This window comes from uncultured Enterovirga sp. (assembly GCF_964242715.1).
Lineage (GTDB): Bacteria > Pseudomonadota > Alphaproteobacteria > Rhizobiales > Beijerinckiaceae > Enterovirga.
In genome coordinates, this window is record NZ_CAXTAZ010000048.1 from 14,587 (window position 1) to 37,774 (window position 23,188).

The following is a 23,188-nucleotide window of genomic DNA, read 5'->3' on the forward strand; positions in this document are numbered from 1 at the left end:
ATCCCGACTTTCGTCGGGATGAGCGGCGGTGCGACGGCTGAGCCGCCCTACCGGACGACGATGATACGGGCGCCCGACGCGTCGATCCGGCCGGTGCCGCTGGTCAGCTGGAAGGCCCGGACGCCCGCCCCGGACCCGGCCGGCGCCTTGACCTCGGTGAAACCCCCGACCTGGAGCGACGCTTCGCGGGTGCGGAGCCGGCGCTGGAAGGCCCGAAGGGTCGCTTCGCGCTGCGAAATGCCCATCAGCCGGTCGACTTGGGCGGCCGCCGTCCGGGTCAGCACGCGGCTGCCCCGCACCTCGGTGAAGGAGCGCGGCGAATGCGGCACGCGACCGGATCCCGCATAGACCTTCGCATCGCCCTTGCGGTCGACCACGACGTCGCCCGTCCGGAGCGTCGGGTCGAGCGGGATCGGGAGCGCGCGGGCGATGTTGTCCGGCCCCTGGCAGGAACAGGCCGGAACCCGCTTGGTCTTGAACAGGGAGGCCGTCCGCAGCCGGGAGTAGGGGGTACCGTCGCGGACCGACACGGCCTTGGACGGGTCGTCCCGGCTCTGGCCGGGCGGAAGCGTGTAGAGGGCCATCTCGGCGCCCGGGCAGGCGGAGGAGCAGGCCGCCTGATGGGCCGGGAGGTCGAGCCGGTTCGAATAGGTCCCGACCGGGAAGACGTAGCCGTCGCAGGTCCGCACGCAGAGCGTCTGCCGGGCATAGATTCGGGCATTGGCCGAGGCGAAGCCGACGCGGGCCTTGCGGCGAACGACCTTGCGCTGCGCGACGGGGCGCCGGTACTCGACCACCGGCTCCCTGTAGATCTCGCGCCGCGGCAAGCGCACCGCGCGCGCGGCCGAGCGGAGGTAGTCGCTGCGCAGGATGTCGAAAAGGCCGGTGTCGTCGGCTGCCCGGACCAGGGTCACGCCCGCCGCAGCCAGGCCAAGCCCGCAGATGACCGCGAGGCACGCCGCGATCAGGGGCCGGCGCGCGTACCGCTCGAACCTTGCGGGAGCCGTCGGGCTCGAACCCGCCTCGGTCGGCGCGGCACCCGTTTTCATGCTAGAACTCCACCTCGAGGCCGCAGCTACACCCCTAGCGCGCCACCGCGATCGTGGTCAACGAATCGTTAACGGGATCGAATACGTGCGGGCGCTCGATCTGGATTCGGCGTGAACTGGTCCGACAGGGGCTTCATTCTCGGGGCGCGCGCCCATGGCGAGACGAGCGTCATCCTGGAGGCGATGACGCGCGAGCATGGCCGCCATCTCGGCCTCGTCCATGGCGGGCGGTCGCGGCGTTTCGGGGCGCTGCTCCAGCCGGGCAACACGGTCGCTCTCACCTGGCGGGCGCGGCTCGACGAGCAGATGGGCACCTATGTGGTCGAGGCGGACGAGATGCGGGCCGCCCGCCTCATGGCCTCGCCGCTCGCGTTGACGGGCCTCGCGACCCTGGCCGCGCATCTCCGGCTGCTGGCGGAGCGCGACCCGCATCCCGACCTGTCGGATGCGGCCGAGGCCCTTCTCGACCGCCTCGACGACGAGGCGCTCGCGCCCGCTCTCTTCGCCCGGTTCGAGGTGACGCTGCTGGCCGAACTCGGCTTCGGGCTCGACCTCCTGTCCTGCGCGGCGACCGGCGAGCGGATCGGCCTCGCCTATGTGTCGCCGCGGACCGGCCGGGCCGTCGGCCGGGTGGCCGGCGAAGCCTGGCAGTCGCGGCTCCTGCGCCTGCCGGCCTTCCTGGCCTCCGAGACGGGGGAGGGCGAGGTCGAGTTCGTGCGCCAGGACATCGCCGATGCCTTCCGGCTGACGGGGCATTTCCTGGACCGGCACGTCTATGAGCCGAGAGGCGCGACGGCTCCGGACGAGCGTTCCCGCTTCATTGCCCGGGCAATCGCCGCGCAAGGGGTCGAGCCTGCTAAGATGCCCGATCAGGCCTTCGCCGCAGACGATTCGCTTCGGACCGACCCCGCATGAACAAGCCCGTCGATCCCCCCGAGGAGGGGATCGAGACCATCCCGCTGCGCGAGGCGCTCGAGGAGCGCTATCTCGCCTATGCGCTCTCGACGATCATGCACCGCGCGCTGCCGGATGCCCGCGACGGGCTGAAGCCCGTCCACCGCCGCATCCTGCACGGCATGAACCTTCTTCGCCTCAATCCGGGCGGGCCGTTCAAGAAATCCGCGAAAGTCGTCGGCGACGTGATGGGCTCGTTCCATCCGCACGGCGACCAGGCGATCTACGACGCGCTGGTGCGGCTCGCGCAGGACTTCTCCTCGCGCTACCCGCTCGTCGACGGCCAGGGCAATTTCGGCAATATCGACGGCGACGCGGCCGCGGCCCAGCGCTACACCGAGACCCGCCTCACCGACGTCGCGCGCCGTCTGCTCGACGGGATCGACGAGGACGCGGTCGACTTCCGGCCGAATTACGACGGCTCGACGGACGAGCCGGTGGTGCTCCCGGCCGCCTTCCCGAACCTGCTCGCGAACGGGTCGCAGGGCATCGCGGTCGGGATGGCGACCTCGATCCCGCCCCACAATGCGGGCGAGCTCTGCGACGCGGCGCTCTACCTGATCTCCCATCCCGGGGCGAGTTCGGCCGACCTCGTCCATTTCGTGCCCGGCCCGGATTTCCCGACCGGCGGCATCCTGGTCGACGGTCCGGACGCCATCAAGGAGGCCTACCGGACCGGGCGCGGCTCGTTCCGGGTCCGGGCGCGGTGGAAGAAGGAGGATACGGGGCGGGGTACCTGGGCCGTCGTCGTCACCGAGATCCCCTACGGCATCCCGAAATCGCGGCTGATCGAGAAGATCGCCGAACTCATCACCGAGCGGAAGCTGCCGCTGCTGGCCGACGTGCGGGACGAATCGGCCGAGGACGTCCGGGTCGTGTTCGAGCCGCGCGCCCGCACCGTCGATCCGGTCGTGCTGATGGAATCGCTGTTCCGGCTGACGGAGCTCGAGGTCCGGATCGGCCTCAACATCAATGTGCTGGTCGGCGGCGGCAAGGTGCCGAAGGTGCTGGGCCTGGCCGAATGCCTGCGCGAGTGGCTCGACCATCGCCGCGACGTGCTCGGCCGCCGCTCCCGCCACCGGCTCGCCGCGATCGAGCGCCGGCTCGAGATCCTGGGCGGCTTGCTGATCGTCTATCTGGACCTCGACCGGGTCATCAAGATCATCCGCGAGGAGGACGAGCCGAAGCGGGAGCTGATGCGCGTCTTCACGCTGACCGAAGTCCAGGCGAACGCGATCCTCGACACGCGCCTCCGCTCGCTCCGGCGCCTCGAGGAGATGGAGCTGAAGCGCGAGCAGGGCCAGCTCGAGGCCGAAAAGGGCGAGATCGAGGATCTCCTCGGTTCGGAAGCGAAACAGTGGAAGACGATCGCCTGGGAGGTGAGGGCGGTCCGGAAGGCTTATGGGCCGGAAACCCCGCTCGGCCGCCGCCGCACCACGATCGAGGCCGCGCCCGAGATCGGCGACGTCGACTTCGCCGAGGCCATCGTCGAGCGCGAGCCCGTGACCGTGATCGTGTCCGACAAGGGCTGGATCCGGGCCATGAAGGGGCACGTCGCCGACCTCTCGAAGGTCGAGTTCAAGGGCGACGACAAGCTGAAGACCTCGTTCTTCGCCGAGACGACGTCGAAGATCCTGGTCATGGCGACGAACGGCAAGTTCTACACGCTGGACGCGGCGAAGCTGCCCGGCGGGCGCGGCTTCGGCGACCCGATCCGGCTCTCGGCCGATCTCGACGAGGGCACCGACGTCGTGTCGGCCTTCGTCTACCGGCCGGATTCGAAGCTGCTCCTCGTCGCCTCCGACGGCCGCGGCTTCATCGTGTCCGCCTCGGACCTCGTCGCCACCACGCGGAAAGGCCGGAACGTGCTCGGCGTCGAGGCCAAGGGCCGGGCGCTTGTCGCCGCTCCGGTCACGGGCGACCATGTCGCCATCGTCGGGCAGAACCGGAAGCTGCTGGTCTTCCCGCTCTCGCAGCTCCCGGAGATGAGCCGCGGCAAGGGCGTCCGCCTGCAGCGCTACAAGGACGGCGACGTCGCCGACGCCAAATGCTTCGCGCTCGCCGACGGGCTGACCTGGCGGATCAACGCTGAGCGTACCCGGACGGTCTCTGGTGAGGAGCTGAAGCCATGGATTGGCAATCGCGCTGAGGCCGGACGCTTGCCGCCCAATGGCTTCCCAACAACAAATACATTCGGGTGACCACGCCGCTCACCCCGGCGAAAGCCGGGGTCCAGGGCACGGCTGAGAGCTGGATCCCGGCTTTCGCCGGGATGAGCGGGTGGAGGGTCTGACAGCAACGCGTGGCGTGCAGCGTCACTCCCCCGGCAGGCGGCCAAAGGCGAGGCGCGGGCCGGTCGGGAAGGTGATGCCGTCGTAGAGTTCGGCCATGGGCAGCGACACACCGAGGCCGGGAAGATCGATCGACGCCTCGAGCCCGTCGCTTCGCTCGACCCGCCACTCCGCTCCCGCCCGGACCCACATCACCGCCTCAGGGGCATTCGGTTCGATCAGCAGGATGTAGTCCAGGCCCGAGACGCTTCTGTACTCAACGACCTTGGCATAGGTGTCGAAGTCGCGCGTCGAGGGTGACAGGATTTCGGCCACGAAACGAGGCGCGGCGGCTTTGTAGGCGTTCGGATCACGACGAGCGCAGTCCACGCCCACGTCCGGTCGTCGGATTTGGCCGGGGTAAGTCTCGATCGCGCTATCGCCGGTGAAGGTCGTACAACCGCTCCCCCGCAGCCGGGTGCCGAGATCGATGATGAGATTGACCACGATCTGGTCGTGCCGGTTCGTCACGCCCGCCATCATCCGGAGCGGCTGACCAGAGACCAACTCGAAGCGATCGTCCTGGCGTTCCTGCCAGGCGAAAAATTCGTCCAGGCTCATCTGCCGCGGTAACGGCTGCGACATGCACCAACTCCGGCTGCTGTCAGCCTATACCGCGCCGAGATGGAAGACGAGACGGCAGGGCTTTCGCCCAGCCGTGCCCGTCGATCCTGCGGAGAGCGCCGACCCTCACGGCCTGAGTGCGGCCGTCTTGTCGCCCACGATCGGGGCCGAGGGTTCCTCCGACAGCCAGCGATACAGGAAGCCACCCACGACCCCGCCGAGGAGCGGCGCGACCCAGAACAGCCAGAGCTGCCCGATGGCCCAGCCGCCCGCGAACAACGCTGGCCCCGTCGAGCGAGCCGGGTTCACCGAAGTGTTCGTCACCGGGATCGAGATGAGATGGATCAGGGTCAGGCCGAGCCCGATCGCGATCGGGGCGAAGCCGGTCGGGGCCTTGCCGTGGGTCGAACCCATGATGATGAAGAGGAACATCATGGTCAGCACGAACTCGGCCAGGAAGGCAGCGACGAGGCCGTATTTTCCGGGCGAATGGTCCGCATAGCCATTGGCCGCGAATCCTCCGGCCGTGGAGAAGCCCGGCGCCCCGCTCGCGATCAGGTAGAGAATGGCGGCCCCGATCACGGCCCCGATCACCTGCGCGCCGACATAGGGCGCGATCTGGTTCGTCGGAAAACGCCCGCCGGCCGCGAGCCCGACCGTCACGGCCGGATTGAGGTGGCAGCCCGACACATGGCCGATGGCATAGGCCATCGTCAGAACGGTGAGCCCGAAGGCGAAGGAGACGCCGAGGAGCCCGATCCCGACCTCGGGAAAGGCGGCCGCCATCACGGCGCTTCCGCATCCTCCGAAGGTGAGCCAGAAGGTGCCGATCGCCTCGGCTGCGTATTTCCGCATCATCGTATCCCCCGAGCCCACGCCCGCGACATTGGTAGGGGCGATTCGTCGACCGCACGACTCGTTTCGCTCGCCGCGGTTACTGCCGAGGGCGCGGATGGCGTACGAGTCGAAGTGTTGATCCCGACGCGCACGGTCGGCCCTTGCGTCCGCGGCGCATCGCGTACTTAGCTGGCCGAGATGCGGTCAGTAAGGCCGCGCTTACCGGAGGACGCCATGACAGGGTCGAATACACCCGTATCCAAGAGTTCGAGACGGAAGTTCTTGACAGGCAGCGCCGTCGCCGCCGTCGCGGGCGTAGCCGCTCCCGCCGTCGCCCAGAGTCAGGGCCCGGTCAGCATGCGGTTCCAGAGCACCTGGCCGTCCAAGGACATCTTCCACGAATACGCACAGGACTACGCCCGGAAGGTCAACGACATGACCGGCGGCGACCTCAAGATCGAGATCCTTCCCGCAGGCGCCGTGGTTCCGGCCTTCGGCCTCCTCGACGCGGTGTCCAAGGGCACGCTCGACGGCGGCCATGGCGTGCTCGCCTACCATTACGGCAAGCAAACGGCGCTCGCGCTCTGGGGCTCCGGGCCGGGCTTCGGCATGGACGCCAACATGCTGCTCGCTTGGCATCGTTACGGCGGCGGCAAGGAATTGCTGGCCGAGCTCTACGCCTCGATCGGCGCGAATGTCGTGTCCTTCCCCTACGGACCGATGCCGACCCAGCCGCTCGGCTGGTTCAAGAAGCCGATCACCAAGGTCGAGGACCTGCAGGGCATCAAGTTCCGGACCGTCGGCATCTCGATCGACGTGTTCCAGGGCATGGGTGCGGCCGTGAACGCGCTGCCCGGCGGCGAGATCGTCTCCGCCATGGACCGCGGGCTGCTGGACGCGGCCGAGTTCAACAATGCCTCCTCCGACCGGGTGCTCGGTTTCGCCGACGTGTCGAAGGTCTGCATGCTGCAGAGCTATCACCAGAATGCCGAGCAGTTCGAGATCATGTTCAACAAGGGCAAGTACGACGCGCTTCCGGAGAAGATGAGAGCCATCATCTCCTACGCGGTCGACGCGGCCGGCCAGGACATGTCCGTGAAGGCCATCGACCGCTACTCGAAGGACTACGCCGAGCTGCAATCGAAGGACGGCGTCAAGTTCTACAAGACGCCGGATGCCATCCTGAAGCGGCAGCTCGAGGTCTACGACGACGTCGTCAAGAAGAAGGCAGGCGAGAACCCGCTCTTCAAGAAGATCCTCGACTCGCAGATCGCCTACGCCCAGCGCACCACGCAATGGGAGCAGGACACGGTGGTGAGCCGGCGCATGGCCTACGATCATTATTTCGGCCGGAACGCCGCCGCCAAGAAGATCTGATCCGTTCTCGACGTGACCAGCGCCGCCGGGCCTCTGCCCGGCGGCGCTTTGCTTGCCCGTGATCTCCTCTCCAGACCGGCTGCCCCGCATGAGCGTCCAGCGCGTCCTGCATTTCGTCGATGGTGTCAGCACGTTCGTCGGCAAGGCTGCGGCCTGGCTGATCATCGGGCTGATGCTCCTCGTCTGCGCCGAGGTGTTCAAGCGCTACATCCTGAACATGCCGACGGCCTGGATCTTCGACGCGTCGAACATGCTCTACGGCTCGCTGTTCATGCTGTGCGGGGCCTATACCCTGGCGCAGAACGCGCATGTGCGGGGCGACTTCCTGTACTCGTCGATGCGGCCGCGCACGCAGGCCTCGCTCGACCTCGTCCTCTACCTCGTCTTCTTCATTCCGGGCATCGCGGCCCTGGTCTATGCCGGTGCGGATTACGCCGCGGATTCCTGGCGCATCAACGAGCATTCGAACGTCACGGCCGACGGGCCGCCGGTCTATCACTTCAAGACCGTGATCCCGATCGCGGGCGCGCTCGTCCTCTTCCAGGGCTTCGCCGAGATCGTGCGGGCCGTCGTCTGCCTCAAGACGGGTGAATGGCCGAGCCGCCTCAAGGACGTCTCCGAGACGGACGTGATCGAGGAGCAGCTCGCCCATAGCGAGTATGTGGACGACGAATCGAAGAAGCGCGCGATCGAGGGAGCCTCGAGGATCGACGAGATCGCCCGCCAGCGCGGCATGGGGTCGGAGTTGCAGTCATGAGCGATCCGGCACTCGGGCTCCTGATGCTCTCCCTCATCGTCGTCGTGATCATGATGGGCTTCCCGACAGCCTTCACGCTGATGGGGCTCGGGATGTTCTTCGGCTACATCGCCTTCTTCAACCCGGCCGAGCATTGGTACGACAACAAGGTCTTCGACCTCATGGTCCAGCGCACCTACGGCGCGATGACCAACGACGTCCTGATCTCCATCCCGCTCTTCGTGCTGATGGGCTACGTGATGGAGCGCGGCGCGCTCGTCGACAAGATGTTCTATTCGATCCAGCTCGCGTTCCGGAACGTCCCGGCGTCGCTCGCGGTCGCGACCCTGATCGTCTGCACCTTCTGGGGCATCGCGAGCGGCCTGGTCGGCGCGGTCGTCGTGCTGATGGGCGTGATCGCCTTCAACCCGATGCTGAAGGCCGGCTACGACGTGAAGCTCGCCTCCGGCGTCATCACGGCCGGCGGCACGTTGGGCATCCTGATCCCGCCGTCGGTGATGATCATCGTCTACGCCGCGGTCGCGGGCCAGTCGGTCGTGAAGCTCTACGCAGCCGCCATGTTTCCGGGCTTCTTCCTGGCGCTGCTCTACCTGATCTACGTGGTCGGCTGGGCGCTCATCAATCCGAGGATCGCGCCCAGACTTTCCGAGGAGCAGACCCGGGTTCCGGTGCCGGACTGGATGCGTCGCCTCCAGCACGCCTATTCGGACAACATCTTCGTCGGCCTCGTGAAAGGCCTCGCGTCGCCCCGCAAGGCGATGGCGATCGAAGGCGAGACCGGCCGCCTGACCTATGGCGACCTCGTGCGGAATTTCGCCTATTCCCTCGTGCCGCTCGCCCTCGTGTCCGGCACGCTCTGGGCGGCCTGGTGGTACGTCGTCATCCACCAGCAGAAGAAGGCCGAGGAGGCCCCGCCCGAGGGTCTCGAGCAGCTCGGGGGCGGGGGCGGCGGGCCGGCGCCCACCCCGGCCGATGCGGGGCCGCCCGAAGCCTTCTATCTCTGGTTCTCGATCATCGCGGTGGCGATGGCCGTCGTCATGCTGCGCTACTACGCCCGGATGCGGCCGGAGCGGCTGCAGGTGATCAAGCTCCTGACGGTCTCCACGATGCCGCTCGGCATCCTGACCGTCGTGGTCCTGGCCGTGATCCTGTTCGGCATCACGACCGCGACCGAATCCGCGGCCGTCGGCGCAGCCGGCGCCTTCCTTCTGGCGTTCCACGCCCGCACGCTCGACTGGAAGCGCATCAAGGAGGCCGTGTTCCTGACGGCCAAGACCACCTCGATGGTGTGCTGGCTCTTCGTCGGCTCGGCCCTCTTCTCGGCCGTCTTCGCGATCCTCGGCGGCCAGGCGCTGCTGGAGCGCTGGGTGCTGGGGCTCGACCTGACGCCGCTCCAGTTCATGCTCCTGTCCCAGGCCATCATCTTCGTCCTCGGCTGGCCGCTCGAATGGACGGAGATCATCATCATCTTCGTGCCGATCTTCCTGCCGATGCTGAAGCATTTCGGCATCGACCCGATCCTGTGGGGCGTCCTCGTCTTCGTGAACCTGCAGGCGGCCTTCCTGTCGCCGCCGGTCGCGATGTCAGCCTTCTACCTCAAGGGCGTCGCGCCGAAACACGTGACCCTGAACCAGATCTTCGCCGGCATGATGCCCTACATGCTGATCGTCATCGTCTGCATGGTGTTCATGTATATCTGGCCCGGGCTCACGCTGTGGCTGCCGCGGTATCTCTACGGGGGGTGAGGGTCCGTCATTGCGAGCACAGCGAAGCAACCCAGAGCTCGCGCGCTTCCCCTTGGGTTGCTTCGCTGTGCACGCAATGACGAGGTAAGGTGCGGGCACCGGCTGTCTACATCATGGCGAGCGCCCGGAACGGCACGCTCTACACGGGCGTGACCGCGGACTTGTCACGCCGCGTGTTCCAGCATCGCGAAGGGTTCGTTCCCGGGTTCACGGCCCGCTACGGCTGCAAGCTGCTCGTCTGGTACGAGTCCTACCTGACGATGCTTGAAGCGATCGCCCGGGAGAAGCAGATCAAGGGCGGGTCGAGGAAGAAGAAGCTGGCCCTTATCGAGGAAACCAACCCACGTTGGCTCGATCTATACGAGAGCCTAGCTTAATCCGTCATTGCGAGCGAAGCGAAGCAACCCAGGGGGAAGCGCGCCGGCTCTGGGTTGCTTCGCTTCGCTCGCAAAGACGGCCGGGGCTCCCACGAGCGGCCAGCCCGCCTCACTCCATCCTCGCCCAGCCCGTCGACAGCAGCCGCTGCTGCGGCCGGTAGCGGGCCTTGTAGTCCATCTTGCGGGAGCCCTCGACCCAATAGCCGAGATACAGGAAGGGCAGGCCCTTGGCGCGGGCGCGGGCGATGTGGTCGAGGATGAGGTAGCTCCCGAGGCTGCGGGCGGCGAGCTCGGGGTCGAAGAAGGAATAGACCATCGACAGCCCGTCCGAGAGTTCGTCGGTCAGGCAGAGCGCGACGAGCGGGCCCTGGCCGCGGCCGTGGATGGCGGTGTCGGGTCCGCGCCGGCGATATTCGACGATGCGGGTCTCGACGTGGCTGTCCTCCACCATCATGGCGTAGTCGAGCACCGTCATGTCGACCATGCCACCCTCGTGGTGGCGGGCCGCGAGATAGCGGCGGAACAGGCCGTATTGCTCGGAGGTGGGCTGGTTCGGGATCGTCGTTCCGACGAGATCACGGTTCAGTCTGGTCACCCGCCGCATGTTGCCGGACGGCACGAACTCGTCGGCGAGGACGCGGACCGAAATGCAGGCCCGGCACGATTCGCAGGCCGGCCGGTAGGCGATCGTCTGCGAGCGTCGGAAGCCGCCCTGCGTCAGCACCTCGTTGATCTCGCGGGCGCGGCGGCCGACGATATGGGTGAACACCTTCCGCTCCTCGCGGCCCTCGAGATAGGGACAGGGCGAGGGTGCGGTCAGGTAGAATTGCGGTGCGTCGCGGGGGTGGCTCGTCACGGCTTCGACTCTCGCCCTCACGATGCATGAGCCGGGCCGCGCGACAAGCCGGGCGGCCGCGATCCGTCAGCGCAGGACGACGATGATCCCGGCCAGGAGATCGTGGCCGAGCCGCCGGTCGCTGCGCGCGAAGCCGATCACGACGTCGAGGATGAGCAGCAGCAGCGTGCCGATCCCGACATAGAACAGGAGCGCGTGGACGCCCGCGACCAGAAACCCGACCCGGCCGCCGGTCGAGGCGTCGAGCGCGCTGAGGCCCATGATCCGCATGCCGAAGGTGGCCGTACCGGATCCGCCGACACTGACGGCGCTGTAGAGGATCGCGGTCGCCGGCCACAGGATGGCGAAGAGCGGCAGCGTGAGCCCGAAGGTGACGACGCTCGCGACCGCCAGCAGCGTTCCGAACAGGGCGGCCAGCAGCGTGATCACGAACAGGTCGACGACATAGGCGAGCACCCGCCGCCCGAGCACGCCTTCGGTGCGTGGCCCGATCAGGGTGCTTCGCGCGTAGGTGCTGGCATATGGCGCGTCGTATTGCATCGTGACCTCAATAGGCGGTCTCGGACAGACCGCTCGGACCGATGCGGCGGGGATTGAGCCCGTCCTCGGCCAGAGCGGTAAGAACGTCGGACGTGTGCCGACTGTTTCGTGTCTCGATCGTCACATCGACGGTGACCCCTTTCGCCGGGACGTCCAGGAACAGGCGTCCGTGCGACACCTCGAGAATATTGGCGCCGAGCTGGCCGAGCCGGGTGGCGAGGGATCCCAGAAGCCCCGGCCGGTCGCCGGTCGTGATCCGGAAGGAGGCGATGCGGTCGTCGCGTTCCAATTCCCGCACCATCACGGAGGCGAGAAGCCGGGCGTCGATATTGCCGCCGCACAGGACGAGGCCGACCCGTCGTCCGGCGAAGAGATCGGGCCGGGCCAGCATGGCGGCGAGGCCGGCCGCGCCCGCCCCCTCGGCCATGGTCCGCGACAGCGTCGCAAAGGCGGCGACGGCCCGCTCGATCAGGGTCTCGTCGACGAGGACGATCGGCTCCACGAGATCGCGCACGATCGGCAGCGTCAGCCGCCCGACGGTCTTCACGGCGATGCCTTCGGCGAGGGTCTGCCCGCCGATCGGCGAATCCTCGCCCCGGATCGCGTTGCAGAAGGACGGGAAGAGCGCGGCCTCGACCCCGACGATCCGGATTCCGGGCCGGACCGCACGGGCCGCGACGGCCATCCCGGAAATGAGCCCGCCACCGCCGATCGGCACGACCAGATCGTCGAGATCCGGGATCGCCGCCAGCATCTCCAGGGCGATCGTGCCCTGTCCGGCCATGACGCGCGCGTCGTCATAGGGATGGACGAGAACGAGGCCGCGCTCCCGGACGAGCCGTGCCACATGCTCGGCGGAATCGGCCAGGGTCTCGCCGTCGAGAAGCACCTCGGCGCCGTGCGAACGGGTATTCTCCGCCTTCACGAGCGGCGTCCCGACCGGCATCACGATCGTGGCCGGGATGCCGAGGCGGCGGGCATGATAGGCCACCGCCTGGGCATGGTTGCCGGCCGACATCGCGACCACGCCGCGCCGGCGCTCCTCGGGCGTGAGGCTGTCCAGCTTCACGAGCGCGCCCCGCTCCTTGAAGGAGCCCGTCGCCTGCATGTTCTCGTGCTTCACGAAAACGGTGGCGCCGGTGAGGTCGGACAGCCCCGGCGCCGGCATGGTCGGCGTCTCGAGCACCCGGCCGGCGATCACGGAGGCCGCCGCCCTGACATCCTCGACCGTGATGGCATGCGGCAAGGGGCGTCTCCTCAGGGTTTTCGCAGGGAGGCGCCCGTGGCGCCCTCCGACCGCAGAATGATGGCTGCGATCAGGACCGCATAGAGGGCGAGGTCGCGCCAGGCGATCGGGAGGTATGCCGACCACAGCGTTTCGAAGGCCCCGATCGCGATCCCGCCGAGAAGCGCGCCCGGGACGGAGCCGATCCCGCCGAGGATCGCGGCCGCGAGCGCCTTCAGGCCGAGCGGGAAGCCGCCGGCAAAGCCGAGCGCGCCGAAGCGGATCGCCACGAGCGCCCCAGCGAGGCCGGCGAGGGCTCCCGACAGGAGAAGAGTCGCGACGACGAGGCGGCGTCCATCGATGCCGCAGAGCGCGGCCGCGAGCATATCGTCCGCGCCGGCCCGCCACATGCGCCCGAACCGGGAGCGCCGGAGGTAGAGGACGAGCGCCAGGGCGGCGCCCGCCCCGACCCCTCCGGTGAGGAGGGTCGCGGGCGTGACCGTGACCAGGAAGGTCCCGGCCCGGGCGAGGGCGATCGGCTCCGCCCCGAAGGGCGGGATCCAGTCGGGCGTGGTGCCGCCGACGAGACGCAGATATTCGGACAGTGCGAGCGAGAGACCGAGCGTCGCGATCAGGCTCGCCTGCGCCCGGCCGGCCGGGACGAGCACGAAGGCGGCGTGGCCGGCGACGAAGTTGTGGAGGGCCGAGGCCGCGAGCGCGACCAAGAGCCCGGCCAGGAGGCCCGGTACGAGCAGCCCCGGACCACCCGCCGCGATCGCCGCCGCCACGAGTCCGATCGCCGCCGCACCGATCGCCGCGATCTCGCCGAAGGCGAGGTGAATGCGCCCGACGAGCCCGAACAGGAGCCCATACGCCGCCGCGAGGAGGCCGTAGATGGCGGCCGCCGGCAGGCCGAGCAGAAGGTGCTGGAGGAGGTGGGCGAGCCAGGCCGGGACCTCCGGCACGTTCGCGCCGGGCGGCGGCTCGCCCGGATCGGCCGCGATCCCCTCCGGCGTGTCGACGTAATAGCGCTTCAGGAGGAAGATGCGGCTGCCCTCGACCTCGCCCCGATCGGTCGTGATCCCGACGAGGTCCTTCGCCGGTCCGAAGCGGCAGGTCGCGTGGCGTGCGAGCGTCCCGCCATCGGTCGGAATGGCGTCGTAGTCGATCCGCAGCCCGGCCTCAGCGGCTCGCACCCGGCGGAGGGCGATGCGCGTCCCGGCCGGCTCGATCGCCGGGAGAGCGACGCGGCAGATTCGGGCCTGGTCGGCATCGACGAGGATAGCGCAGCCCGCGGCGGCGGCGAGGGCCGGCGCGACGAGGAAGCGGAGAACGGGGGGCAGGCTAGAGCCTCTGCGGCTCGACCACGCCGTAGCCGGCATCCGGCGGGATCGTGAGCAGCATACCGCCCTCGATTTGCTCGACCAAAGGCTCGATCGTGACGACCGGGCGCGCCTTCAGGCTCGCGAAAGCATCCGCAACACTCGCGCTCCGCGCCAGCAATTCGAGGTTCAGTCGCGTGGGAAACAGGATGATGCGCTCGCCGCTCTCGCGCAGACGCAAGGCCTCGTCCGGCGTGACCCATTCCGCATCCACGGTCTCGCAGCCGTCGCAGGCGGCGATCTGATCCTCGGGCGCAGTCATCAGGAAGAAGCGGGTGTCGAAGCGCTTCCGCATCGAGGCCGGCGTGATCCAATGGGCGAAGAGCGCCATCGCGCCGAGATCGAGTTTTACCGCGAGCCCGGCCACGAGGCCGAGGAAGCTCAGCTCCCCCCGGGCGAGCGCCTCTCGCTCGAGCGCCGCTCGCGTGCCGATCTCCCAAGCGGCGTCGCCGGCATGCCGGGCGATCAGGATGCCGGATTCCTCGAAGGCCTCACGGATGGCACAGACCCGCAGCGCGCGCTCGTCGGGCGGGACTTCGTCCCAGCCGAAACAATGGGGTTCCCCGGCCGGGCCGCCCTCCCCCCCCTCCCCCTTGCCGCCCGGGAAAACGAGGGCACCCGAGGCGAAATCGATCTCGTGATGCCGCTGCACCATCAGCACCTCGAAGGCCGGGCGGTCACGCACCAGCATCACGGTCGCGGAGGGCGCGGCTGAGACGACTATAACGGTCATGAGGCGTTCTGACCGAACGGCCGATCTCTGTCGACACTTTTGGACAGGTCGGCACCTGCCTTCGTGAGCTGACAAACAGTGCAGGATGATCGAAGGGCTGAAGCGACGAGCTTACAACTGATGCTTGCAAGTTGGTTCGACATGATCAATCCTATGACGTTCGCAAATTGGGCCGACCAGTCGGACGAAGACGGGGGAAGACATGCCAGCAGCCGCACCACATGTCGGCAGGGAAACAACGGATAAGCACCTAGCAAGGCAGATCGAGTACATAAGAGACACGAGCAACAGCGATGTGCACGACGTGATCGTCAGAATGAAGTCCCCGACTCTGGATGACTCGACACTTCTGTCGACCCTAGCTGAAGCACTTCGCGTTCGCGGATTGTCCGTGTCGGCGAGAGACCTCCTGCCGGTCAGCAGAGGAGCGCTTGAATCAGGCCTGCCATCCACGAAGAGCGCCCGCTCGCGTGCCGCGGACAAGCGTGAACTCAACAACGACAAACGCAGCCTCGCAGCTCAGATCGCCGCGACGGCTCCGGCGGCGCTCGACCTCGGAATCGAGGTGCTCCGAAGAACGAACTTCAGCGCACTCGCACCTCTGCTGGCCTCCGATCTTGTGCGCCAGTCCGTGGCGGCAATCGCCGCCATACCGGCCCGACGACGACCGGAGCCCACGGAGCCGACCGGTTTCTGGACGTCGACCAGCGCCGTGATCCAGGTCAGGGATTCCGATCTGTCAAGCCTTGGGGCGGCAGTCCCGGATATCGAAGATATCCTCCCGAACCGCCGCATGTTCGTTCCTCCGGTCGCCGTCCCCAAAAGCCTGCCCGGCGCCGTTGAGGACAGCAAAATCAGCAGTTGGGGCGTGAGGCGGATCGGAGCCCTGGCCGCCTGGGGTGCCCTTGGCGCCCGGGGCAGAGGCGTAAAGATAGGCCTTCTCGACACAGGCGTCGACGCCAGCCACCCGGATCTTAATGGAAAGATTACGGATTGGGCGGAGTTCGACGACAAGGGCAGGGAGGTCGCGGGCTCGAGGCCGCATGACAGCGATCGGCATGGTACGCATTGCGCCGGCACGATACTCGGTGGAAATGCCAGCGGTCGCTGGATCGGTGTGGCGCCCGAGGCAGAGATCGCCGCAGCGCTTGTGCTGAACGGGGCGCTCGGCGGAACCGACGCTCAGATCCTCGCCGGCATCGATTGGGCCGTTAACAAAGGCGTCGACGCCATCAGCATGTCCCTCGGCGGCTTCGTGCTCGGGCCCGACGTTCCCCCGACCTACACGAAGGCGATCCTTTCGGCTCTGCAGGTGGGTATCCCAGTGATAGCGGCAATCGGCAACGAAGGCAGCCAGACGAGTGGGACGCCTGGAAGTGACTTCCTGGCATTCGCCGTCGGGGCGACGGATCCGTCAGACCGGGCGGCTGGATTCAGCGGCGGACGGACCCAGATCATTCGTCGCTCCCAGCTATTTCCGGAGAGTATGCTTCCCCTCGTGTATTCCAAGCCGGACGTGTCGGCTCCGGGGGTCGCGATCTACTCGTCCGTTCCCGGCGGTAAGTGGGAGCACTTCAATGGTACCTCGATGGCTACGCCGCATGTCGCCGGGGCGATCGCGCTGCTTCTGAGCGCGACGAGACTGCAGACGGTTCCTGCGGCTCAACGTGCCTTCGTCATCCAGGATCTCCTCACCGGCTCGGCCGAGGAGTTGGGAGAGTCGGGCCAAAATCACCGTTTCGGCTTTGGACGGATCGATATACTCAGAACGATCGGCTTCGCTCAGGAGAAAGGGTATTGAGAGCTGCGACACTCGACCCGCGCAAGTCGCCGTCTGCCACCTTATATCAGGAGGCAGCCTGACCCGGAGATGTCCATGCCCAGCCACAATGACGGAGTTGCCACCGAACTTGGGAAGATCCGGTCCGAGCAACTGCGAGACGAGGCAGCCTCTGGCACGATGGCAGGACCGCATACCGTCATTCTCGAGATCGACGTTCCCGGTCCTTCGCTTGAGGTGCTGTCGCCCCGGCTTGGCATGGGTTTTGGGACGCCCGCGTTCAGGATCGGACCGGCAGCCGATGACAAGCCGGCCGATGCCGAGCGCGTGGTGCATCGGGTTGGCGGAGAGATCGAGAGGATTATTGGGCGGACGCCGGAAACGTTCCTGGCCAGTTCCGGAACGTTCGTTGTGGATGCGACCGGACCACAATTGCGCGAACTAGCTAAGATTCCGGCGATCACGGCGATTTGGCCGAATACGCGACGGTAGCAGGCGAACCACGGTGCGGGATGCTGGAGACGAGGCTATCCGGCCTTCAACCGCTCCGCCACCAGCGGCGCGTAATAGGTCAGCACGCCGTCGGCCCCGGCGCGCTTGAAGGCGACCAGGCTCTCCATCATGGCGCGGTCGCCGTCGATCCAGCCGTTCTGGGCGGCGGCCTGGATCATCGCGTATTCGCCGGACACCTGGTAGGCGAAGGTGGGGACCTCGAAGGTGTCCTTCACCCGGCGGATCACGTCGAGATAGGGCAGGCCGGGCTTCACCATCACCATGTCGGCGCCCTCTTCGAGGTCGAGCGCGACCTCGCGAAGCGCCTCGGCCGAGTTCGCCGAATCCATCTGGTAGGTGCGCTTGTCGCCGATGAGCTTGGTGCCGAGCGCGTCCCGGAAAGGGCCGTAGAAGGCGGAGGCGTATTTCGCCGCGTAGGCCATGATCTGCACGTCGAGGAAGCCCGCCCGGTCGAGCCCCTCCCGGATCGCCGCGACCCGCCCGTCCATCATGTCGGAAGGCGCGATGATGTCGGCCCCGGCGGCGGCCTGGATCAGCGCCTGCTCGACCAGGACCGCGACCGTCTCGTCGTTCAGGATGCGGCCATCCTCGTGCAGCAGCCCGTCATGGCCGTGGTTCGTATACGGGTCGAGGGCGACGTCGGTGATGATGCCGATCTCGGGCACGGCCGCCTTCACGGCCCGCACCGCCTTGCAGACGAGGTTCTGCGCGTTCAGCGCCTCGGAGCCGCGCGGGTCGCGCAGGCTCAGCTCGGTGTAGGGAAAGAGCCCGATCGCCGGGATCGAGAGCGAGGCCGCGCGCTCGGCGGCCCGCACGGCCTCGTCGATCGAGATCCGCTCGACGCCCGGCATGGCCGCGATCGGGTCGCGGCGGCGTTCGCCGTCGATGAGGAAGAGCGGCCAGATCAGGTCGTCGGCCGTGACCACGTTCTCGCGCACGAGGCGCCGCGCCCATTCGCTCTTCCGGTTGCGGCGCGGCCGCGTCCGCAGCATCAGCGCCGACGTCGTCTCGACGGCCTCGCGGGCGATCTCGCGGGCGGCGGGACGAGGGAAGGGGGCGAGCCTGGCGGACATCGAGCGCTCCGGGGGGCGGGAGAGGGTTCGACGCTAACACATTCGAAATGGTCCAAGGAACCGCCATCAGCGTCGCTGGCCGGAGATGCGCAGGGACGACATGGCTCGTGCGGCCGTACGATCTTCGCAGCCGCTCGGATGAAGCCGTGCCGCCTATCCCTCCCCGAAGGGGAGGGCCGATTCGGCAAAGCCGAACCGGGGTGGGGACACCCGGCCCCGTGACCCCACCCCGGCTCGAAGCTGCGCTTCGACTCGGCCCTCCCTCCGGGGAGGGAGAGGCGGCGTGTGCTCATCGCCGTTGTCCTCCCTTTCCACCGAGGCCCTCTCGTCACGATTGACGCTCCCGGGGAGACGCGGTCTAAGCCCGGCCTCCCCGGGAGCCCGAATGGACGAGCCTGAGATCATCTCCGAACGGCGTGGCGCGGCCGGCATCGTGACGCTGAACCGGCCGCGGGCGCTGAACGCGCTGACGCAGGGCATGGTCGATCGCCTGGCCGAGGCATTGGACCGATGGGAGAGCGATCCCGCCGTCACCCGCATCATCGTCAAGGGTGCCGGCGACCGGGCCTTCTGCGCCGGCGGCGACGTCCGGGCCCTCTACGAGGCCGGCCGGGGAGGGCGGGTTGAGGAGGCTTTCGCCTTCTGGCGGACGGAGTATCGCTTGAACATCCGCATCAAGCGCTATCCGAAACCCTATGTCGCGCTGATCGACGGGCTCGTGATGGGCGGCGGCGTTGGCGTGTCGCTGCATGGCAGCCACCGAGTCGCGGGAGACCGCTACAGCCTCGCCATGCCGGAGGTCGGGATCGGCTTCGTGCCGGATGTCGGGGCGACCTACGCCCTCCCGCGCCTGCCGGACGAGACCGGCATGTATCTGGCGTTGACCGGCGCCCGGGTCGGAGCCGACGACGCCGCCGCGATCGGCCTCGCGACTCATCTGGTCCCGTCCGGCGATTTCGAGGCGCTGGAGGCGGCCCTGGTCTCGGGCGAGCCGGTCGACACGGCGCTGGCGCAGGCGTCCCGGCCGGCGGCCGAGGGCCCCCTGTCATCGGAACGCGGCACGATCCAGCGCCGCTTCTCGGCCGAGTCCGTGCCGGCGGTGCTCGCGGCGCTGGACGAGGCGGCGGCGGCGGGCTCCGATTTCGCCCGCGACTGCGCCGCCACGATCCGGACCAAGGCGCCGTCCAGCCTCTCCCTCGCCTTCGCGCAGGTCCGGCGAGGGCGGGAGATGACCTTCGAGGAGGCCATGGTCACCGAATTCCGGATCGTGTCGCGGGTCGCCCGCGGCCATGATTTCTACGAGGGCGTCCGGGCCGCGATCATCGACAAGGACGGCCGGCCGCGCTGGAATCCCGAGACGCTGGCCGGGATCGATCCCGCCTTCGTGGAGGCGCATGTCGCGCCGCTCGGCCGCGACGACCTCGAGGTCTCGCCGTGATCGGGCGCCGCACGCCGGCCGGCCCTCGGGGCGCCGGCGCGCCTCCCTCGGACGACGTTCTCCGCGAGACCGGCCCGAGCGATACCGTGCGCTGGAACACGGCGCTCGTCTGGTTCATGCGGGTGCTCGGCCTCGTCTGGCTCGTGAAGGGGCTGCTGGCCTGGGGCATCATCATCGGCCTCGCCGCCGCCACGACGCCGTTCGAGGGCGCGACCTCGGGCTTTCAGGCCGCGATCATCTACTTCGCGGTGATCGACCTCGTGGCCGCGATCGGTCTGTGGCTCACCTCGAATTGGGGCGGCGTTCTCTGGTTCCTGGCGGTCATGAGCCATCTCATCCTGGCCGTGTTCTTCCCCCGTTTCGTGTCGAACTCTGCCCTGGTCATCGCGCTGTTCATCAGCTGCATCATGGTTTATCTGGTTCTATCGTGGCTCGCGGCAGTGGAGGAGTGACAACACCTTGCCGGCGGCAGCAAGGCTTTCGCAAGGTAAATCAATCTGCATTTTAGCAATTGTTTACGCCAAGGGGTAAAGCCTGGATTCATCCTCTTGTTTAAAGTGGTCTTCATTCGCGTAACTTAGGTTCTCCCTACAAGCAAAACCGGGTCACCCGGGTCCATGCGGTGAGGCAGAACATGAGCTCCCTGGCGAAGAAGATCCTCCCCCCGGCCGAGACGGTCGGCGAGTTGGCAGCGAAGCCCAAATATCTCGAGGCGCTCCATCTCGTGGAGCGGCTTCATCGGCGCCTCCTCGACGTCATCAAGGACGAGTTCGAGCGGCGCGGCCGGGACGACGTCAACAGCGTCCAGGCGCTTCTTCTCTACAATATCGGCGACAAGGAGCTGACCGCGAGCGAGCTTCGCACCCGGGGCTATTATCTCGGCTCGAACGTCTCCTACAACGTCAAGAAGCTCGTCGAGATGGGCTATCTCCACCACGCCCGCTCCCGCGTCGACCGCCGCTCGGTCCGGATCAGCCTGACCGAGAAGGGCAATGCCGTGCACGAGATCGTCTCGAAGCTCTACGACAAGCACGCCCAGACGATCGAGCCGATCGGCGGCATCTCGGACGATGATTTCGCCCGCCTGAACCAGTCCCTCGTCCGCCTCGAGCGCTTCTGGACCGACCAGATCCGGTATCGGCTCTGAGGCCATCTGACCTGGCTGGCAGGCGCTCCGTCATTCCGGGGCCGCGAAGCGGAACCCGGAACCCACGGAAGGGCAGGAGACGAGAAGCGATCCACATCGCGTGCGAGCCGTAAGTTCCGGGTCCTCGCTCGGCGAGCCCAGGAATGACGCCGAGGACGATCCACACGAAGATTTCGGCGTGAGGAGGTTGGCCCTTCCGTGCCTTCACACCCCCGGCCCGAATTCCAGATCGCCCGGCCTCGCCGGCGGACGCGACCTCGTCTCCCCGCAGAGCTTCCGGATCGCGCCCCGGAAGGATTCCTCCAGGGTCGGGTGGTAGAAGGGCAGCGCGAGCACCGCGTCCACGGTCATCCCGCATTGTACCGTCCAGGCGAGGAGGTGGCCGAGATGCTCGGCCTCGGGTCCCACGATCGTGCCGCCCTCGATCCGTCCTCCGTCCCGGCACGCGTAGACCCGGATCACCCCGGCATTGCGGCCCATGACGCGGGCGCGGCCCGACTGGCCGAGATCCGCGTCGCCGACGGCAAAGTCCTCCTCCTCCGACCAGGGACGCCCGACCACCGCGATCTCCGGGTCCGTGTAGACGATCGAGAGCGGCACCTGCCTCGGCATGGGCTCGACCCGGGGGAAGCGGGCGGCGTTCAGGCCCGCGATGCGGCCTTCCGCGGCGGCCTCGTGCAGGACGGGCCGGTCGTGGCCGGCATCGCCGGCGAGGAAGACGGCGCTCGCCCCGCACCGCATCGTCGCACGGTCGAAGACGGGCGTGCCGTGCGGGTCGAGCGCGAGCCCGGCCCGGTCGAGGTTGAGGCCGGACAGGTTCGGCGGCCGGCCGGCCGCGGCGAGGACGCGGGCGAAGACGGCCTCGCCGGTCGCGCCGGCCGCGCCGGCCGCGCCGCGCCAGCGCAGCTTCGCCCCGCCCTCCGCGGCAGGCTCGGCCTCGATCTCGACCCCGAGACGGAGCTCGATCTCGACTGACAGGAGGTCGCGGACGATGCCGGCCGCCGCCGGATCGGCGAGGCCGGCGATCCGATCGGCTTTGTCGAAGACCGTGACCCGGGTGCCCAGGCGGGCGAAGGCCTGCGCGAGCTCGATCCCGAGCGGCCCGGCGCCGATCACGGCGAGCGAAGGCGGCGGCTCCGGCAGTTCGAACACCGTCTCGTTCGTGAGAACGATCTCACCGAGCCCGGACAGCACCTTCGGCACGGCGCTCTTCGATCCCGTTGCGATCACGATCGCCCGGGCCTCGATCTCGGTGTGATCGTCGATGCGGAGCGAGGTCGGGCCGGTGAAACGGGCCCGGCCGGCGATCCGCTGCTCGGCCGGGATATCGGCGACGTTCTCGAGGACCGAGCCGACGAAGCGGTCGCGCTCGCGCCGGACCCGGTCCATCACGGCCGGCCCGTCCACCGCGACGCGGCCCTCGAGCCGGAGCCCGAACAGCCCGAGCCTCTCCGTATCCTTCATGGCCGCGGCGGCCGCGATCACGAGCTTCGAGGGCATGCAGCCGACGCGCGCGCAGGTGGTGCCGCCCGGCCCCGCATCGATCAGGACGGTCCGGGCGCCGTCGCCATCCGCCGCCGCCCGGGCCGCGAGTCCCGCCGTCCCGGCGCCGATGATCGCCACGTCGCATGAGATTTGCCGCACCCGCCACCTCTTTGCCGCGAGGGCGCGCCAGGGCGCCCGGAGCCATGCTGGTAAGACGCGCAGGGCATGCGCGAAAGGGCGGTGCCACAAAACGGCCCGACTGATAACGGTACGTTAACGGCGTGGCCGCAGTGATCGTCCTCGACTGCGTTGCATCCGCTGCGGCCTTGCACCTTCCTCAGACACCGAGCTTCGCGATCTGATGATCCTGTCCCGACGCGCCTTCCTCTCGACCTCTGCGGCCGCGGCCGTGTCCGCGACGGCCTTCGGGCCCGGCGCCCAGGCCGACCAAGCGGAATGGGCGCAGAATTACGACGGCGCCGCCCGCGTTCGCGTGCCCCGGTCGAACACCCCGATCCTCTCCCGCGAGGCTCTCGCCTCGACCGAGGAGATGGTCGAGCGCTATCGCGACATCGTTTTGCGCGGCGGCTGGCAGAACCTGCAGGCGCCGGGCGGCATGAAGGTCGGCACCAAGAGCCCGGCCGTGCTGGCGCTCCGCCAGCGGCTCATCGTCGAGGGCGACCTCGATCCGAGCGCCGGCTCCTCGGCCACCTACGATTCCTATGTCGAGGCGGGCGTGCGCCGGTTCCAGTCGCGGAACGGGCTCTCGACCGTCGGCACGCTGAACTCGGCGACCGTCGCGGCCATGAACATCCCGGCCGAGACCCGGATGCGTCAGCTCGAGCTGAACGCGGTCCGGCTCCGGTCCTATTCGGGCGATCTCGGCCGCCGCTTCGTCATCGTGAACATTCCGGCGGCCCTCGTCGAGACGGTCGAGGACGGCCGCGTCGTCACCCGCCACGCCGCCGGCGTCGGCAAGATCGACCGGCAATCGCCCATCATGAATGCCAAGATCACGCAGGTGAA

General features: G+C 68.2%; 22 protein-coding genes. 12 read left to right on the forward strand and 10 right to left on the reverse strand.

The window, feature by feature from the left end; all coding sequences use genetic code 11:
• Nucleotides 1-47: 47 nt before the first annotated feature.
• Complete coding sequence (locus ACFE87_RS19610) at nt 48-1,049, reverse strand: DUF2865 domain-containing protein (protein ID WP_375461339.1); 1,002 nt, start codon at nt 1,047-1,049, stop codon at nt 48-50.
• A 111-nt stretch (nt 1,050-1,160) separates the two neighbouring features.
• On the opposite strand from ACFE87_RS19610, the gene recO reads away from it, so the two are divergent.
• Both recO and parC read left to right on the forward strand, forming a co-directional pair.
• Entirely contained in the window at nt 1,161-1,964 is an 804-nt protein-coding gene (gene recO, locus ACFE87_RS19615) for a DNA repair protein RecO (RefSeq protein WP_375461340.1), read from the forward strand.
• Nucleotides 1,961-4,204, forward strand: coding sequence for a DNA topoisomerase IV subunit A (gene parC, locus ACFE87_RS19620; protein ID WP_375461341.1), 2,244 nt, complete (start codon nt 1,961-1,963; stop codon nt 4,202-4,204). The genes recO and parC overlap by 4 nt, the downstream gene beginning before the upstream one ends.
• Before the next feature lie 114 nt (nt 4,205-4,318).
• On the opposite strand, the gene ACFE87_RS19625 is transcribed toward parC, so the two are convergent.
• Both ACFE87_RS19625 and aqpZ read right to left on the reverse strand, forming a co-directional pair.
• On the reverse strand, nt 4,319-4,918 hold the full coding sequence (locus tag ACFE87_RS19625) for a Uma2 family endonuclease (RefSeq protein WP_375461342.1): 600 nt from the start codon (nt 4,916-4,918) through the stop codon (nt 4,319-4,321).
• Between the two features lie 105 nt (nt 4,919-5,023).
• The gene (aqpZ, locus tag ACFE87_RS19630; RefSeq protein ID WP_375461343.1) at nt 5,024-5,755 is read right to left on the reverse strand and encodes an aquaporin Z; all 732 of its coding nucleotides are present in this window, start codon (nt 5,753-5,755) and stop codon (nt 5,024-5,026) included.
• 213 nt (nt 5,756-5,968) lie between these two features.
• On the opposite strand from aqpZ, the gene ACFE87_RS19635 reads away from it, so the two are divergent.
• The 4 genes from ACFE87_RS19635 (at nt 5,969) to ACFE87_RS19650 (ending at nt 9,990) form a co-directional block, all read left to right on the forward strand.
• Nucleotides 5,969-7,111 carry a TRAP transporter substrate-binding protein gene (locus ACFE87_RS19635; protein WP_375461344.1) on the forward strand — a complete coding sequence of 381 codons (1,143 nt, stop codon included), beginning with the start codon at nt 5,969-5,971 and terminating at the stop codon, nt 7,109-7,111.
• A gap of 88 nt (nt 7,112-7,199) precedes the next feature.
• Nucleotides 7,200-7,868, forward strand: a complete 669-nt coding sequence (locus tag ACFE87_RS19640; protein WP_375461345.1) for a TRAP transporter small permease subunit — start codon at nt 7,200-7,202, stop codon at nt 7,866-7,868.
• Nucleotides 7,865-9,613 (forward strand): TRAP transporter large permease subunit, encoded by a 1,749-nt coding sequence (locus ACFE87_RS19645; protein WP_375461346.1) that lies wholly within the window; start codon nt 7,865-7,867, stop codon nt 9,611-9,613. The genes ACFE87_RS19640 and ACFE87_RS19645 overlap by 4 nt, the downstream gene beginning before the upstream one ends.
• Nucleotides 9,614-9,702: 89 nt before the next feature.
• Nucleotides 9,703-9,990 (forward strand): GIY-YIG nuclease family protein, encoded by a 288-nt coding sequence (locus ACFE87_RS19650; protein ID WP_375461347.1) that lies wholly within the window; start codon nt 9,703-9,705, stop codon nt 9,988-9,990.
• 109 nt (nt 9,991-10,099) lie between these two features.
• On the opposite strand, the gene ACFE87_RS19655 is transcribed toward ACFE87_RS19650, so the two are convergent.
• The 5 genes from ACFE87_RS19655 to ACFE87_RS19675 form a co-directional block, all read right to left on the reverse strand.
• Nucleotides 10,100-10,846, reverse strand: a complete 747-nt coding sequence (locus ACFE87_RS19655; protein ID WP_375461348.1) for an arginyltransferase — start codon at nt 10,844-10,846, stop codon at nt 10,100-10,102.
• 66 nt (nt 10,847-10,912) lie between these two features.
• A complete protein-coding gene (locus tag ACFE87_RS19660) occupies nt 10,913-11,386 on the reverse strand; it encodes an RDD family protein (protein ID WP_375461349.1) in 474 nt (157 codons plus the stop codon).
• 7 nt (nt 11,387-11,393) lie between these two features.
• The gene (locus ACFE87_RS19665; RefSeq protein ID WP_375461350.1) at nt 11,394-12,632 is read right to left on the reverse strand and encodes a threonine ammonia-lyase; all 1,239 of its coding nucleotides are present in this window, start codon (nt 12,630-12,632) and stop codon (nt 11,394-11,396) included.
• An 11-nt stretch (nt 12,633-12,643) separates the two neighbouring features.
• Nucleotides 12,644-13,993 (reverse strand): branched-chain amino acid ABC transporter permease, encoded by a 1,350-nt coding sequence (locus ACFE87_RS19670; RefSeq protein WP_375461351.1) that lies wholly within the window; start codon nt 13,991-13,993, stop codon nt 12,644-12,646.
• Nucleotides 13,956-14,726: an NUDIX hydrolase gene (locus ACFE87_RS19675; RefSeq protein WP_375461352.1), complete on the reverse strand. Its 771-nt coding sequence runs from the start codon at nt 14,724-14,726 to the stop codon at nt 13,956-13,958. The genes ACFE87_RS19670 and ACFE87_RS19675 overlap by 38 nt, the downstream gene beginning before the upstream one ends.
• A gap of 202 nt (nt 14,727-14,928) precedes the next feature.
• Here ACFE87_RS19675 and ACFE87_RS19680 point away from each other — a divergent pair, with 202 nt between their 5' ends.
• Both ACFE87_RS19680 and ACFE87_RS19685 read left to right on the forward strand, forming a co-directional pair.
• Complete coding sequence (locus tag ACFE87_RS19680; RefSeq protein WP_375461353.1) at nt 14,929-16,527, forward strand: S8 family serine peptidase; 1,599 nt, start codon at nt 14,929-14,931, stop codon at nt 16,525-16,527.
• Between the two features lie 75 nt (nt 16,528-16,602).
• Nucleotides 16,603-16,998: a hypothetical protein gene (locus ACFE87_RS19685; RefSeq protein ID WP_375461354.1), complete on the forward strand. Its 396-nt coding sequence runs from the start codon at nt 16,603-16,605 to the stop codon at nt 16,996-16,998.
• Between the two features lie 35 nt (nt 16,999-17,033).
• Here the strand turns inward: ACFE87_RS19685 and hemB are convergent, their stop codons facing one another.
• Nucleotides 17,034-18,092: a porphobilinogen synthase gene (gene hemB / locus ACFE87_RS19690; protein WP_375461355.1), complete on the reverse strand. Its 1,059-nt coding sequence runs from the start codon at nt 18,090-18,092 to the stop codon at nt 17,034-17,036.
• Between the two features lie 385 nt (nt 18,093-18,477).
• Between hemB and ACFE87_RS19695 the strand changes: the two genes are divergently transcribed.
• The 3 genes from ACFE87_RS19695 (at nt 18,478) to ldtR (ending at nt 20,677) form a co-directional block, all read left to right on the forward strand.
• Entirely contained in the window at nt 18,478-19,530 is a 1,053-nt protein-coding gene (locus tag ACFE87_RS19695) for an enoyl-CoA hydratase/isomerase family protein (RefSeq protein WP_375461356.1), read from the forward strand.
• Nucleotides 19,527-19,982: a DUF6163 family protein gene (locus ACFE87_RS19700; protein ID WP_375461357.1), complete on the forward strand. Its 456-nt coding sequence runs from the start codon at nt 19,527-19,529 to the stop codon at nt 19,980-19,982. Before ACFE87_RS19695 ends, ACFE87_RS19700 begins: the two co-directional genes overlap by 4 nt.
• A gap of 182 nt (nt 19,983-20,164) precedes the next feature.
• Nucleotides 20,165-20,677 (forward strand): transcriptional regulator LdtR, encoded by a 513-nt coding sequence (gene ldtR / locus ACFE87_RS19705; protein WP_375461358.1) that lies wholly within the window; start codon nt 20,165-20,167, stop codon nt 20,675-20,677.
• 204 nt (nt 20,678-20,881) lie between these two features.
• Here ldtR and ACFE87_RS19710 read toward each other — a convergent pair whose 3' ends face one another.
• A complete protein-coding gene (locus ACFE87_RS19710) occupies nt 20,882-22,321 on the reverse strand; it encodes a dihydrolipoyl dehydrogenase (protein ID WP_375461359.1) in 1,440 nt (479 codons plus the stop codon).
• A 202-nt stretch (nt 22,322-22,523) separates the two neighbouring features.
• On the opposite strand from ACFE87_RS19710, the gene ACFE87_RS19715 reads away from it, so the two are divergent.
• A partial coding sequence (locus ACFE87_RS19715) for a peptidoglycan-binding protein (RefSeq protein WP_375461360.1) occupies nt 22,524-23,188 on the forward strand: 665 nt, incomplete at its 3' end.